Genomic DNA, 13,359 nt, shown 5'->3' with positions numbered 1-13,359 from the left:
TTCTAGTTCCCCTTTGCAGATTCTGCTGCTGTTAATGCCTCATACATAGCAAAGAGGTCCGACAATCTTTGTTCATCAGTCTCGTAGCCGCGCTTGGAGTAGATCGAATCCACCAAATCGTCGACGGCTACGTGAGCCAGTCGAAGATCCTCAGGCATCAGGTCCGGATCGTAGAGCTCCGCCAGGGTCTGCTCGCAGTGGTACTCGCGCACGTCAAGCACCCGGAGCGCCACAAGCGTGAGCTTCTCCTTCACCGCCTCCGTGAGCGGCGGGACTGGGAAGTTGTTGTAAACGATCGTGTTCGAGTAGCGATAGTCTGTTTTCATTTGACCTCCGACCGCGCGGGTCCATGCCATTTGCATCGCAGACGTCAGCAGCGCGAACACCCACGGCTGGGCGTCGTATACGGCAAAAGCGAGATCAGAGATAACTGTCTCCGGATCCATATAGCCGATCGGAATGTACGCGCGCCTAGCAGATGAAACCTTGGGGACGATGATCGAGTCAGTAGGCTTGTATCGCACTTCTCCGAACCGATGTGAAATGCCAGCGAGTTTTGCCGTCGCGGCCCGATTGCTCTTCGAACGATGTTCGCGGACTCGCTGGACGCGAGCAGCGATCTCAGGAACGGAGAGGGCAGCATTGAGAGCGGGGCTGTCGATCCAGAGGACGTATCGGTCGGTACCGGCGATGAACTCGCTCGCGCCTAGAAACTTTTTTACCCACTTGCTAGCCTCAGGTGACGCAGCAAGCAGTCGTTCCCTTTCGGCGACAGTCAGGATGAGAGCTCCATTGTCGTTCGGCATGCTCCCGAAGGACATCGCAGGCAAGTTTGACAGCGGCTTCGTTCGCTTCTCAACAAACACGCTGTCGCCGTCTGCAAGGTATCCGTTGATGTTATTCGCGGCGATCTGGAGATCGTCGGTGTAGATGTACTTCGGTCCTGATCGCGTCATCCTGAGCCCGATGACGGCGACGGTGACGCCGGCGTTGCGCTTGGCGTTGTTCTCCCACTTGAAAGATGTGTAGGCGAAGCCGATCTCGATGTCTTTGGCGAAGATTATCGGGAACATCAGGCCCACGTGCTCACCCTGGGAGACCGAATTAGTGGTGACGAACGCGAGCTCGGCTCGGCTGCCCTCGATATAGTCCGCACCCTTGACGAACCAGAGTGCGATGTAGTCCAGGTTCTTCGAGTAAGGGCGTCGGCCGAAGACAAATTCGTAGTCTGCCTTCTGTTCTTTCGCTTGGGTCTTGGCACCCGCATAGGGCGGATTTCCGATGAGGTAGATCTCAGCCCGGCCGTCGTTTGGGCAGACAGAGTTCCAGTCGACACGTGTGGCGTTGCCCGCCAGGATCTGGCCGGTCTCCTTGAGCGGGATCAGCGGGATCGAGAGGTTGAACTTGTCCTTGAACTCAGCGTTCATCTGGTGCTTGGCAATCCAGAGGGAGAGAATCGCCACCTCGACGGCAAAATCGTCGATCTCCAGCCCGTAGAAGTTCTCGATGTTGATCTTCGACTCGGCGTACAGCACCTGATGCTTCGGATCGATCTCAAACAATCGCTCCAGGATCGCGTGCTCCAGACGGCGCAGTTCTTTATAGGCAATGATGAGGAAGTTGCCGGACCCACAAGCAGGGTCGAAAACCTTGATCGCGCTGATGCGATCGAGCAGTGCCTCAAGCTTCTTGACTGAATCGAACCCGGCATCGAGCTGTTCCTTCAAATCATCCAGGAACAGCGGCTCGATAGTTCTGAGGATGTTTGGCACCGATGTGTAGTGCTGACCCAGGTCGCTGCGCTTGCCCGGCGTGACGATCGCCTGGAACATCGAACCGAAAATGTCCGGGTTGATGTCGCGCCAGATCAGTGTGCCCGACTCAATCAGCAGGTCGCGGGCCCTTTTTGTGAACCGCGGTACCACATGCTCTGGTGCCATCGTGAACAGCCGGCCGTTGACGTACGGAAACTGCGCCAGGTGCACAGGTTTTTTGCCGGCGTCTTCAGTATCCAGGGCCCTGAAGACCTCAGTGAGGAACTCAGCAACGTCTGAACCGTCGGGCTGGGTATGGGAGCCGACTGCGTTGGTGAACGCTCCCTCCTCGAAGATGCCGGTGTCTTCGGCGAAGAAGCAGAACAGGAGCCTGGTGAAGAAGACGTTGAGCGCATGGCGTCCGTGCGCCATGTCGAACATTTCGGGGTTCGCCACGAGCAGCTCGTCGAACAGTTTGCCCATCCGCTCGGCAGCTTTGACGTCCGCGTGTGCTTCCGCGACATATTGAGCTTTCTCCATGCCGGCCCAGGGCAGGAAGAATGTGAAGTGCTGGTGGATGTCCCGGATCGGGATCATCAGGTTCTCGCCGGTCTTCGTGTCGATGGCGAGCAGTTCCGTGTAGTCGGTGACGATCACGAAGCGGGTGTTGTACCGGACGACCAACGGTGAAGTCTTCAATTCGTCGATGACCGCGAGAGGATCACCGGTCGTCTCCTTGAAGTAGGCGACGTTCTTCTGCGCGACCTCAGTGGACGGGTCGTGGGCAACGTTGAGTGAGCCATTGCGCAACCTAGTCACGTTGCCCTGGGGCTTGCCGTAGGCCAGAAGCAGGCTGAAAATGAACTCGCGATCGTAGGATTCACGGCCCCCGAGCGGGGCAACACGTTCCTCGACGGCTTTCAGGTTGAGCTTCACCATGAACGAGTTTCCTTCGTGAACGTGATCCGATCATGGCCCGCCGGGCTCTTGGTGATTAGGCGCTTGCCTCTGGGGCAGGCTGAAACACCGACGGCATTCGACCACGGTTCACACACGTTGTTACTCCTTACGTAGCAGGGCGGGAACGCACTACCTTCTCGTGATTTTATCCGGGACTCTGGGGCGGTTGTTTTTCGTCCAGCGCGTCACGCGAGGGCAGTCGTTATCCATGCCCCAATAAGCGCAGTTATCGGGACCCGACGGCAGATGCCACACCGAAGCCTAACTCGAAGTTAGGCTGTGTCCTCCCCAAGGGCCCGTGCAGGTTCTGAAGCAATGAGAGACTGGACGATAGCGCTCGTAAGCAGTCCAGCTTTTTTTCTGGGCACCCAAGCTAACTGGAGAACCTGCAATGACAATGGTTGGACATTGGACATGTAGTCACTACGGCTGCCTGAAGCACCTGAACCGCGATCTGAGCAACGACCTCGCACATGCATGCTGTGGGAGATGTTCCGACGGACAAGCCTGCAAGGAGACCGCTTGGGGGCACGCGCCGATGTTTCCACACGCTTTCGAAGAAGGCATACTTACCCCCGGCCGCTGTCTAACATGCAAGGAAGGGCCGCACTAAAGGTTCGGCCGCCCGCCGCTGCAATTCCCCCTCCTCCTGGCCAGGTCGAGGTCGCCGACCTTCGTGCCGTCGGGGAGGTTCACGTACAGGCGCCGGATCTCCTTCATCTTCCAGGGGTTGTAGACGAAGGGTATGCCGGTGTCCACAGCGGCCTCGCTGCCGGCCAGATCTAAAACGTCCATCGATGTCCCCTTGTCGGTGCAGTCTCTTGGGAAGCACCATGCGGAGGCTCTGGCCACGCCGTGCTGTGGAGTGTCAGTCCCTGGCCGGCAGAGCTTCGCCGCGGACGTAGCGGGACCGGCCCGTGGTGCGCTTCGGGTTGACCTTCCCCTTCTCCGGCGGTGCCCCGTCGTAGGTTTTCATGTACCGGTAGAGGGTGGCCTTGGACCACCCGACGGTCTTGGCGGCGTGCTCGGCTGTTTTGCCCTCCGCCATCAGCTCGCGGGCGGTCTTCACCCGGTCCCGGGCGATCGCCTCCTCCATCGGGGCCGGGCCGAACCGGACGCCGCGTTTCTGGGCGCTGATCACCCCGGCGCGGACCCGTTCGTTGATGAGCTCCCGCTCGTACTCGGCGAGGGTCGCCATGATGGCCAGCTGCATCTTGCCCTGGACGCTGGTCGGGTCCAAAGAATCCATGATCGAGTGCAGTCTGATGCCGCGGGAGGTGAAGTCGTTCACGGTGTTCAGCACGTCGATGACGGAACGGCCGACCCGGTCCAGGCGCCAGAAATAGATGTCGTCATCCTCGCGGGCGTACTCCATCAGGGCCTTCATGCCGGGGCGCTCCTTCGCCTCCCTCGAACCCGACAGCTCGTCGGTGAAGATCTTGTTCGGGTCAACCCCGGCCGAGATGAGGGCCTCGACCTGCATGGACGCGTCCTGGTCGGTGGTGGAGATGCGGGCGTATCCAAGTTTCATCGTTGTCTCAATGCGACGCAGGAGAGCAATCCGGCCGCGGGCCAGGCTGGTTCGGCCCGACGCTCCTGCCACGTAGTGACCGCGGAACCAGACGAGCAGGGGGGCACCTGATGGACCATGAGAAGCCGAAATGCATTGACACGACCTTTAACGTCAACTCGGATGCCAAAGGGAAAGACCCTGACAAGTACAGCCCGACCCTGAAGGACTACCACCGAAAGCTGTGGAGCAAGGAGCTGCCCTGCGGAAACGGCCGTTTCGATCTGGCTCCGGAACCCAAGGCGTACCTTGTGCACAGGTCCTCGAACGGTGTCTTCTTCATGGCTGGCGACGCTATCACCACCAGACTGCGGAAGCGGGCGGCGCGCATCATCAGGAACATCTCGCCAAAGGACCTGCCAGAGTGGCCCGGCTACACGGTCGGAAGCTCCATCGTGTTCCCGGGCAACAGAGTCGACGGGAAGATGACCATCAACGGTGCCCGCGGACTCAACGGCAAGATCGCTGACCGCTTCGACCTGACCCTGGAATGCATCAAGCGCTACTACGACGGCCGCCAGGAGTGGAGTCCCCTCGAAAAGGTCTTGGACAGATACAAAGAATTCTTCGACCTGTTCTGCGATTTCAAAGGGTACGTCGACTTTTTCCTGCTGCAGGACCTTCTGAAAGCTGACGGGACCATCGACTACTTCCATGACTTCGATAACTTCAAGACCCCGGCTGTCCCGCAGGACGATAAGGAATACCTGAAGTACCTGGCTAAGAGCAACAGCTTTATCCGCGCACGCAACGCCAGGATCAATGCAGAGATGCAGAGCGGTGACTAATGACGGCCGGACTGACTGCAACGACACAGGCTCCCGAGCGCCTTCAGTCACTAGATGGCTGCGCCACGTAACATACCCCTATCTGAATCTGCCCGCTTGCGCCCTCCCCTGCGTACCGCTTTGATCACTCCATGACGAGCGAATGGGTCTACGACCTGAGGGGCAAGGAAGTGGTCTTCACGGGCGCGATTCCGGACTACAGCGAGGCAGCGTTGACAGACATTGCGGTCAACCTCCTAGGAGCGTCTCGCGTTAAGGACGATGTCGCCAAGTACAGCACAGACGTCTTGGTCCGGGGTTACAGCGGGCGATGGAAATACGGAAGCTATGGCAAGAAGGAAAAGCAGGTTGCGGAGATGCAACGGGCGGGCCACCACATCAAGATCATTGACGCCGAGGGCTTTTTCGGTCTTCGCTCTAGTCTTGCTGCCCCAGCACTCAAGCCCAACGTGCCCGATGCCCCTGCCCGAGCCAAGGCCACCGAAGGCGGAGTGGTTGGCGCCCCATACCGGCCTGGCGCTTTTGCCGGCCCGCTGCAGGGGGACGGTGAGCACTACCGGGACCCGGACATCATGGAACGGGGCCTCAAAGCACATTCGGCTACACAGGACAAACTCGCGGAGCTGATCGGGCTGCATGGGCTCACGCCGCTGTCCCCTTTCGACAAGACCTGCAACTTTGACCTGGCTTGGGAGCGCGAAGACGGCACCATCGGCGTGGCCGAGGTCAAGAGCATCACCGAAGGGAACGAGGCCTTCCAGGTCAGGCACGGGCTCGGGCAGGTACTGGACTACGGACACCGGCTGACGGGCCGTGGCTTCCAGCCGAAGCAATTCCTAGTCCTTGAAGCGAAACCTCGGGATGCAGCCCACTGGAAGCCACTGTGCGCCGAACACAGCATCATCCTGACGTGGGGTCCGTTCTTCCCTGGTGTTTTCTGACTACCGGAGGAGAGGTACGTGGGCCCTCTGCCTTGGTAGAGTCATGCCGCGGCGCTTAGCCGAACGCGACCTGAAGGGGAATCAGTGGGACTTGGCAACTGGCTTCGTAAGGCAATTGGCGGAAACCCGGAACCGCCAGCGACCACACCCGAGGAGAGCGTCCCGGACCTCCCCGCCATTACCCTCACCGCATCCCTGAGCTTCCCACCCTGCCTGGACGTAGCCGGCACAACCACGTTCGCCGCGGACGCCGTCGCCGCCCTGGCCGACCGTAAGGGACTGGGCGAGCGGGGATACTACGGCGCCCGCTGCGCCTAGCCCTTGAGCGTGAAGAAGCTCTTCGGGTCGTCTGCACCGAGGAGGTCGTGATGGAAGTCGATGGCGTCCATGGGCCGGGTGTCGACGAAAAGGACCGCGACCGTCCGGGAGTGAACGACGGTGTAGCGGGTGAGCTCTTCCACCCAGGAATGGATTCCGGTGTACTCCTCGACGAACAACCCGTCGCCAAGCAGGCCCCGCTGCTCGAGCAGGTCGTAGACAACATTCCAGGCAAGATCCATCAGTTCATGGATCGCCGCCTCAACAGTTGGAGCCGTCATAACTCCATGGTGCGCCCGGCCGCCGACAGTCTTGTGGAGCCGGTCTCGCGTTTCCTCAAGACGGGACGGAGGGCGCTATCCAAGGTAGCCATCAACGAAAAGTCACCTGCATTCGCTGGAGCTGAGGCCGCGGCGGGGGCTCCTGATCAACGAGCCGTCAACGAGAGCTTCTGCTCCCATTTCGGCACCTTGCCGGTGAGCCTCTTCGAGGTCAGGTGCCAGCAGTGGCATTCATGGCACGGGTAGGCGCGGACCGGCTGCTTGCCGGGCTTCCCCACGGCCAGGATTGCGTCCAGAGCGCGCAGGGCCAGGTACTGGTTTGGGTACGGGTTTTTCTGACAGGCCATTGCGGGGTCCTTCGTTCGGTTGACCGAACGGTTCACACCCGCCTACAGTCGCCATCTTCATAGCGGTCTTGCTGGACTGATCATGCCATATGCTGCGGAGCTTTTGCAGGAGCTACTCGGGCTCGGATTCTCCTTCGTCCTTGAGCTCGCCAGCAGCGATCCTTTCTGCGGTGCGCCGGTACGCCTCGGCGATGAAGTCCTCGATGTCGCTGGCCCCGATGCGCCAGATGCCCCTCCCACCGAGCTGGATTCCGCGAAGCTCCCCTGTCCTGAGCAGCGCTCGGATCTGGTTCTGGTTCACGTTCAGCTCTTCGGCCGTCTGGGCGATGGTCAGGAAGCGCAGCTTCTTCGGTTCGTCGGTCACCGGATCATCCTATGCGCGGATTAGCCTCCAATTTCGGAGTCCCAGCGGGTTCAGCTCAGGATCGACACAAGAGATCCCGAGGATTGACCGATTCCCTTCCCCGCTTCCTCCTGACTTCCTAGAGTGTTCCCAAGGCACAACGACTACGTCTGGGGGACACATGAGCACGAGCAGTATCCCGTCTGGGGAGGAAGCACGAGTCACACAGGCTCCTGTGCCAGCCAGGCGCATCCGCGACCTCGCCGAACTTGCAGCCACTCGTCACGGAAGAACAGCATGACCACCGGCGTCGATACGTCCTTCGACTATCACTCGGACACTCCACCCGGGAAGGACCCGGACAGGTACAGTCCGACCCTGCGGCGGCATCACCAGCTGCTGTGGAGCAAGGAGCTGCCCTCGGGCGAATTTTTTAGCTTGGCACCCGAACCGAAGTCGTACCTCGCCCACCGATCCCAGTTGGGTGAGTTTCGCCTATCCAGCGATGCCATCACCACCAGGCTGAAAAAGCAGGCGGCCAGACTCATAAGAAGCATCCCGGAGAATAAGATCCCACGGTACCGCGGTTACACGGCCGGGAGCGCTCTGGTGTTCCCTGGTATCCAGATCGGCGGACAGCAGGTAATCAACCAGGAGCGCGGCTTCAACCGGAAGATCTCTGACCGGTTCGACCTAACCTTGGAGTGCATCCGGCGCCATTACCTTCATATTGAGCCGAACCCTCTCTCAGATGTCCTGAACAGATATGAGAAATTCTTCGCCCTCTTCGGGACCTTCGATGGGTACGTCAAGTTCTTCCTGCTGCAGGACCTCGTAGAGGAGGACGGCGTGACCATCAAGTACTTCCATGATTTCAAGAACTTTACGACGCCGGCCGTCCCGCAGGACGAAGACCAGTACCTCGAGTATCTGCGGCACAAAAACGACTTCATCACCGCGCGAAATCAGAGGATCGACGCCGAACCCTAGGGCTGCCCACGAATTCACTTTTGATGACTACAGACCACTACGCAGGGAGAGCCAGCCGTCATGCAGGAACCTGAAAAGCCCGGCGACGTACTGGCGTGGCACGTCGAGAAGCTTCGGTGGAACCAGGCAAAGCTTTCCGAGGTAATCGACCGGCCGGCTCAGTTCGTCAGCGAAGTTATCAGTGGCAAGACCGGAATCACCCGGACCTCGGCGATGCAGTTCGGCGCAGCCCTCGGCACGACCGCCCAGTACTGGATGGACCTTCAGGATGAGTACGAGTTATGGCTGCTGGCCGGTGACAAGGACGTGCAGACGATGCTCCGAGCCATCAAGCGCCGGGCCAAGGCCTACGTGAAGTTTCCGCAAATGTGAGCGGCACGCCCCTCGGCTATCACCTGAACCTGGCCGTTCAGGCAACACCAGGGCTCAGGCATGAGCACAAGGCAACCTTGGGCAAGGTCACCCGCAACACCTCAGCCGGGCTGCGGAACCTGACCGCCACTATCGCGTTCTACGAGGCGGAGGAGGGCCGGCTTCCCACAACGGGCGGGAGGACCGCGCGGGAGCGGGCGCTGGGCTCCTGGCTCCATTCCCGCCGGGCAGCGGCCTCGGCGGGCACCCTCTCCCCCACCTACCGTGACGGGTTGGCGGTCATCCCCGTCTGGGACGCTCAGCCGACCCGGACACAGTCGAACGCAGCACGCTTAGACCAACGGCTTGCCGACCTATCCCACAACCGGCCGGCCGGCCACGACTGGCCACGGCACAGAGCGCCGGCCACCGAAGAGGAGAGGCTCCTCGGCGTATGGCTGCACGTCATCGGATCAGCCTCCGGGAAGGCAAGCTGCCCACGGACCGTAAGACCAGGCTGAATGCCCAGCTGCCTGGCTGGCGCGAGCGCCGAGCTCGAAGCGGCGGCCCGCGGGATTCATCGAGGACTTAGTAAGGCCCGGCGCTCCACCGCAGGAGCTTTGCCGGTGAGCTTCTTGGAGGTCAGGTGCCAGCTGGAGCAGGTCTGACAGGGATAGGCGCGGACCGGCTGCTTTCCACCTTGGCCACATCACAAGATCTTGGCCAAGGCACGCAGGGCCCCAAAGGGTTGCTGTTTAGGGGCAGCAGTCCCGCCCACTGCAGTTAGCTGACCTCAGCCTGCGTTCACCGGAACCAGAAAAAATCCCCGGAAATGTCAGTACCCACAAAAGGAAAATAAAAAGCGCCCCCATTTGCGGCTGGACACGCTAACGGCGGTCGGTCTTAGGACATATCCGGGCATTTTTCGCGAATACGAGCGACCGACCGCGTGCAACTGTCAGCTCTCAGTCCGGCCTAGGACTCTAGGTGGAATTCGACCCGGTACTTCATGAACCGGATGTTCTGTGCCATGGAGAGCGCCCGCCGGATCCGGAGGTCATCCTCTTGGGCGATGATGACGCCTTCGACACGCTGCCCGGGTTCGAGCAGGGTTTCGTGGACGAAGCCCATGTACCGCTGGATCTGGCCAACAACAGAGTCACTGGCCCGGCCGCGTTTGAGCTCAACCACCAACAGCCGGGTCTTGTCCTTGCTGATGGCCAGGATGTCCAGGGGGCCGGTGTCGGTCGGGTATTGCTGACCGACCGGCTGGCCGTCCTCCGTGTAGATGTCGAATTCCAGGCCCAGGGCGGTGCTGCGCCAATTGTGGACCAGGAAGTCTTCGAGCTGCTTCTCCATCTGGAAAGCCAGCTGGTCCTCGACCTGGGCAGAGATCGCCTGGGTGATGGGCTGGGCCGGGTCGGCCAGTTGCGTGAGCGTGGCGAGCTCGGCGGCGTGCGCAGTCAGCTGGAAGACCGTCATCAGCGAGCCGGCCGAGGACGCCAGGGTGGTGCTCATGGCGTCCCGGCTGAACGAACCCTTCCAGTCGACCCGGCGCCGGTGCGGCAGGTCGGTGCCCGGGTGGTATTCGTAGCCGCCGGTGACGATGCCGTACTGGTAGGTGCGGTCAGGCTTGGGTGCAAGGACAAGGTCGCCCTCGGTGATTCCTTCGCACGCCCACCAGAGGTTACCGGCCGCGAGGCCGGCAGCAACCTTGGTCTTGTCCGGTTCCTGCCCGAGGAACACCTGGATCGCGGTGGAGCGGAACGCCTCCGACCCTTCGCCCAGATGCGGGGTGAGGTCGTAGTCGCCGATGAAGTCCACGCCCATGTACCCGACTTCGATCATTTCTTCGGCGTTCCGGCCACGTGTGCCCTGCCGGACCATCCATGCTGTCGTCATTCTTCTCCTAGTGTGTGGGCCCAGTGGGCGCGTCAGTGCCTTCCTGAAGGTATCCCAATCGGCGGCCGTCCCTGGCCCTCATGTCCCCGCGGCCCCGAAAGCTCAGTGTCGATGACAACCGCTAAGCGCCAGGCACCGGACATTGAATGGGTGCAGATGTACCGCCAGGGCATCCCGTCCCCAAAGATCGCCGCCCTGGCGGGAGCTGCCCAAAGCACCGTTCGGTATCATCTCCAGCTGGCTGTTAACGCTCATCCGGGTCTCCGGGAGGAACATAAGGCCTCACTGGGGGCAGTCACGCGAAAGATTTCAGCCGGTCAACGCAACCTGGTCGACGTCATCGCGTTCTACGAGGAGGAGGGCCGGCTGCCTACAACGGGCGGGAAGACACCACGCGAACGAGCCCTGGGCATGTGGCTGAACCCCCGCCGGCAGGACGCCGCCGCGGGCACCCTCTCCCCCGTCTACTGCGAAGCCCTGGGTGTGATTCCCGGCTGGGAGGTGGCGCCGTCCAAGAAAGCTGACAATGACGCGCGGTGGGGGCGCCGGCTGGCTGAGTTGGCAGATTACCTGGCCGCCGGCAACGACTGGCCCCGTCACAATGGCTTCGACACCGAAGATGAGCGGCTACTCGGCGTGTGGTTTCATGTGCAACGCATCAACCAGCGCAAGGGCATGCTGGGGCCCGACCGGGTTGAGCGGTTGGATGCTTCGGTTCCCGGCTGGCGCGCCGGCCGGGCCGGTAGCGGCGGCCGGCAGGCGGCGGGCTTCCCACACTGATTAAGGAGTACTCATCAGGAATTTACGCCCTTAGGGCGCTTGTCCGCCCTGGGCTTGCAGGCGCTGTAGGGCGGATGTTGAACTATCCCCTGCGGCGAGTGGCTGTAAAGCCTGAGTACACGCTTTTTAGGACATACGTCTTCGTCGGTGGAGTTGGCGTGCACGTACCCTCGGCGACTACGACAGTCGCGCTGCGAGAGTGAACTTTCTCAAGCGAAGTGGCCGAGGCACTCTGGCCCTCGCCGCATGGGAAAGCGGGTTGGTGTGCTCACCAACCCGCTTAGGCATCACTCACGCCCGCGCCCCGGACGGACACTTCAGCTCTTCAGTAGCTCATCTCATGCCCCGCCACGCTCCCGAAAGGGGGCACCACCACCGGACCTTTCGAGGTGACGGTGTAGGCCTGCGTAGCACCCTCTGCCGCGACGGGCGCCTCAAGGCCTGCACGCACTTCAGCATCGGGCGCTACAACGGGCGCAAGCGACATGCGCTGGTAGACCGAGGTGCCGAAGCGCAGGTCCGGCCCGATCGTATCGGCGACGATACGCCTTGCTTCGCGGCGTTCGCCGTCCTTCTCGTAAGAGCGGAATTCCAGCTCCCCCGCGACAGTGACCGGGTCGCCCTTCTTCAGTGAAGTCGCCGCGTTTTCGGCCAACGCGCGGAAGGCGTACACATTGTGGAAGACGGGTTCTCCGTCGTGCCAGGTGCCGTCTGCCCCCTGGATTCGCTGGTTGACGGCGACACGAAGCTTAGCGTGGGCCACGCCGCTTTCACCGATGCTCAGTTCGGGGTCGGCGACGAGATTGCCCGCGATGCTAACCGGGATCTTGGTGCTCATTGATCTTGTCCTTTCAGTTGCCGGCGGGACTCTCCCGCCGGACAGATTTGGTACAGCCGTCGTTACGGCCCGGCCATTACTGGCCCGTCCACAGACCGCACGGGCCGTTCCGGGCCCATGTAGGACGCTGCGGGGTTCACGCGAGGATCCGCGTCAACTGCGGAGATCTTGCCGCCGAATCCCGGCGGATGGGTGATTTCGAGAATTCCCTTGCTGGCAGCGGTGACGCGGCCCAATACTGACTTGGCGATGTCCGCGCGGGACCTTGCTAGCTTGCTGCCGGGGTCGTGGGCCATCGCTTCGTTCTCTGCCTCAATGACGGCGTCGGCCCATCCGGCCAGGTAGGTGGCGGATTGCGGTCCGCGGTCAATCCCGTGGGCCCTGAGTACCGTGTAGGCGACGGATTCAGCCTCGACTTCAGCCAGCCCCCGGTGGTCCGCGCTGCTGCCGTAGAGCCGGCCGGTCTCGTCGTCCGGACCGTGGAGCAGCACATGCCCCAGCTCGTGGGCAAGGACGGCTGCGCGCTCTTCCGGACCCAGCCAGGCGCCGACCTGGACCCGGTGTCCGGCGAAGTCCGTAAAGCCACTTGTCAGCCCATACTGGGCGTCCGTCAAATCGACGTCGAAACCGTGGCTGGCGGCGACAGCAGCAAGGGATCGCCATAGCTCACCCGCATCCACGCCAGCGGCGGCACCGCGGGGCACCAACAGCGGTGTCCCCTGCGTCTGCGAGACGTCAAAGACTGCCTGCCCACGCCAACCGGTGATGACGGTTTTCGTTCCATCGTCGACGGCGCCTGGCGGCATCTGCTCGCGCGCCGGGACGCGCTGGCGGGTACCGTCGGGAATTGTCACCTGCTGAACTCTGGCCGTGCGGGGCGCGATCACCCAGAGTGCATGCTCACCCCGTGCCACGGTGCGGCCGTGGCAAGCCCATTCCTTGTAGCCGGCCACCAAGGTGGGTTCTTCGGTGCCGCGCTGGGCCATCTGCATCATGAGCAGGGCAACGTTGCCGCCCGAGTAGCGCCACAAGGTTGCCGAGGCGTCCAGCAGCACCTGCCAGTGCGACGGAGATTCAAGGGCCTCTTCCAGGATCTTGTGGAGTCCATCCGTCAAGGCAGCGATGCGTTCTTCCGGTGTCATGCGCTCATGACCGGCCTCACTAGTGCCGAATGCGACATGTGGCGCCACATCGCT

At 61.7% G+C, this 13,359-nt stretch carries 16 protein-coding genes; 7 read left to right on the top strand and 9 right to left on the bottom strand.

What is annotated here, in order from left to right; all coding sequences use genetic code 11:
- Window positions 1-2: 2 nt before the first annotated feature.
- The 3 genes from AC50X9_RS14180 to AC50X9_RS14170 all read right to left on the bottom strand — a co-directional run bounded on the left by AC50X9_RS14180 (window position 3) and on the right by AC50X9_RS14170 (window position 4,245).
- Entirely contained in the window at window positions 3-2,693 is a 2,691-nt protein-coding gene (locus tag AC50X9_RS14180; protein WP_494894397.1) for a DNA methyltransferase, read from the bottom strand.
- Window positions 2,694-3,323: 630 nt separating this feature from the next.
- Complete coding sequence (locus tag AC50X9_RS14175; protein ID WP_494894396.1) at window positions 3,324-3,509, bottom strand: hypothetical protein; 186 nt, start codon at window positions 3,507-3,509, stop codon at window positions 3,324-3,326.
- Window positions 3,510-3,582: 73 nt separating this feature from the next.
- The gene (locus AC50X9_RS14170) at window positions 3,583-4,245 is read right to left on the bottom strand and encodes a recombinase family protein (RefSeq protein ID WP_494894395.1); all 663 of its coding nucleotides are present in this window, start codon (window positions 4,243-4,245) and stop codon (window positions 3,583-3,585) included.
- A gap of 110 nt (window positions 4,246-4,355) precedes the next feature.
- Here AC50X9_RS14170 and AC50X9_RS14165 point away from each other — a divergent pair, with 110 nt between their 5' ends.
- The 3 genes from AC50X9_RS14165 to AC50X9_RS14155 all read left to right on the top strand — a co-directional run bounded on the left by AC50X9_RS14165 (window position 4,356) and on the right by AC50X9_RS14155 (window position 6,331).
- Complete coding sequence (locus tag AC50X9_RS14165; RefSeq protein WP_494894394.1) at window positions 4,356-5,072, top strand: DUF6994 family protein; 717 nt, start codon at window positions 4,356-4,358, stop codon at window positions 5,070-5,072.
- Window positions 5,073-5,203: 131 nt separating this feature from the next.
- Entirely contained in the window at window positions 5,204-6,013 is an 810-nt protein-coding gene (locus tag AC50X9_RS14160) for a BRCT domain-containing protein (RefSeq protein WP_494894393.1), read from the top strand.
- 84 nt (window positions 6,014-6,097) lie between these two features.
- Entirely contained in the window at window positions 6,098-6,331 is a 234-nt protein-coding gene (locus AC50X9_RS14155; protein WP_494894392.1) for a hypothetical protein, read from the top strand.
- On the opposite strand, the gene AC50X9_RS14150 is transcribed toward AC50X9_RS14155, so the two are convergent.
- The 3 genes from AC50X9_RS14150 to AC50X9_RS14140 form a co-directional block, all read right to left on the bottom strand.
- On the bottom strand, window positions 6,328-6,612 hold the full coding sequence (locus tag AC50X9_RS14150) for a hypothetical protein (protein WP_494894391.1): 285 nt from the start codon (window positions 6,610-6,612) through the stop codon (window positions 6,328-6,330). The two genes, AC50X9_RS14155 and AC50X9_RS14150, sit on opposite strands and share 4 nt — an antisense overlap.
- A 146-nt stretch (window positions 6,613-6,758) precedes the next feature.
- On the bottom strand, window positions 6,759-6,959 hold the full coding sequence (locus AC50X9_RS14145; protein WP_494894390.1) for a hypothetical protein: 201 nt from the start codon (window positions 6,957-6,959) through the stop codon (window positions 6,759-6,761).
- Between the two features lie 112 nt (window positions 6,960-7,071).
- A complete protein-coding gene (locus tag AC50X9_RS14140; protein WP_494894389.1) occupies window positions 7,072-7,323 on the bottom strand; it encodes a helix-turn-helix domain-containing protein in 252 nt (83 codons plus the stop codon).
- A gap of 276 nt (window positions 7,324-7,599) precedes the next feature.
- Between AC50X9_RS14140 and AC50X9_RS14135 the strand changes: the two genes are divergently transcribed.
- Genes AC50X9_RS14135 through AC50X9_RS14125 form a run of 3 tightly spaced genes read left to right on the top strand, consistent with a single transcriptional unit; the run spans window position 7,600 to window position 9,164 of the window.
- Window positions 7,600-8,292, top strand: a complete 693-nt coding sequence (locus AC50X9_RS14135) for a DUF6994 family protein (RefSeq protein ID WP_494894388.1) — start codon at window positions 7,600-7,602, stop codon at window positions 8,290-8,292.
- 60 nt (window positions 8,293-8,352) lie between these two features.
- A complete protein-coding gene (locus AC50X9_RS14130) occupies window positions 8,353-8,664 on the top strand; it encodes a HigA family addiction module antitoxin (RefSeq protein WP_494894387.1) in 312 nt (103 codons plus the stop codon).
- Window positions 8,661-9,164, top strand: a complete 504-nt coding sequence (locus AC50X9_RS14125) for a hypothetical protein (RefSeq protein WP_494894386.1) — start codon at window positions 8,661-8,663, stop codon at window positions 9,162-9,164. The genes AC50X9_RS14130 and AC50X9_RS14125 overlap by 4 nt, the downstream gene beginning before the upstream one ends.
- Before the next feature lie 454 nt (window positions 9,165-9,618).
- On the opposite strand, the gene AC50X9_RS14120 is transcribed toward AC50X9_RS14125, so the two are convergent.
- Window positions 9,619-10,545 (bottom strand): endonuclease NucS domain-containing protein, encoded by a 927-nt coding sequence (locus AC50X9_RS14120; protein ID WP_494894385.1) that lies wholly within the window; start codon window positions 10,543-10,545, stop codon window positions 9,619-9,621.
- A gap of 111 nt (window positions 10,546-10,656) precedes the next feature.
- On the opposite strand from AC50X9_RS14120, the gene AC50X9_RS14115 reads away from it, so the two are divergent.
- Window positions 10,657-11,325, top strand: a complete 669-nt coding sequence (locus AC50X9_RS14115; protein WP_494894384.1) for a helicase associated domain-containing protein — start codon at window positions 10,657-10,659, stop codon at window positions 11,323-11,325.
- A gap of 325 nt (window positions 11,326-11,650) precedes the next feature.
- Here the strand turns inward: AC50X9_RS14115 and AC50X9_RS14110 are convergent, their stop codons facing one another.
- A complete protein-coding gene (locus tag AC50X9_RS14110; RefSeq protein ID WP_494894383.1) occupies window positions 11,651-12,163 on the bottom strand; it encodes a single-stranded DNA-binding protein in 513 nt (170 codons plus the stop codon).
- Window positions 12,164-12,225: 62 nt separating this feature from the next.
- Window positions 12,226-13,305: an ArdC-like ssDNA-binding domain-containing protein gene (locus AC50X9_RS14105; RefSeq protein ID WP_494894382.1), complete on the bottom strand. Its 1,080-nt coding sequence runs from the start codon at window positions 13,303-13,305 to the stop codon at window positions 12,226-12,228.
- Window positions 13,306-13,359: the final 54 nt, after the last annotated feature.

The organism is Pseudarthrobacter sp. HLT1-3, assembly GCF_059383535.1.
The sequence above is the reverse complement of the archived record's forward strand: the minus strand, read 5'-3'. Positions and strand labels throughout refer to the sequence as shown.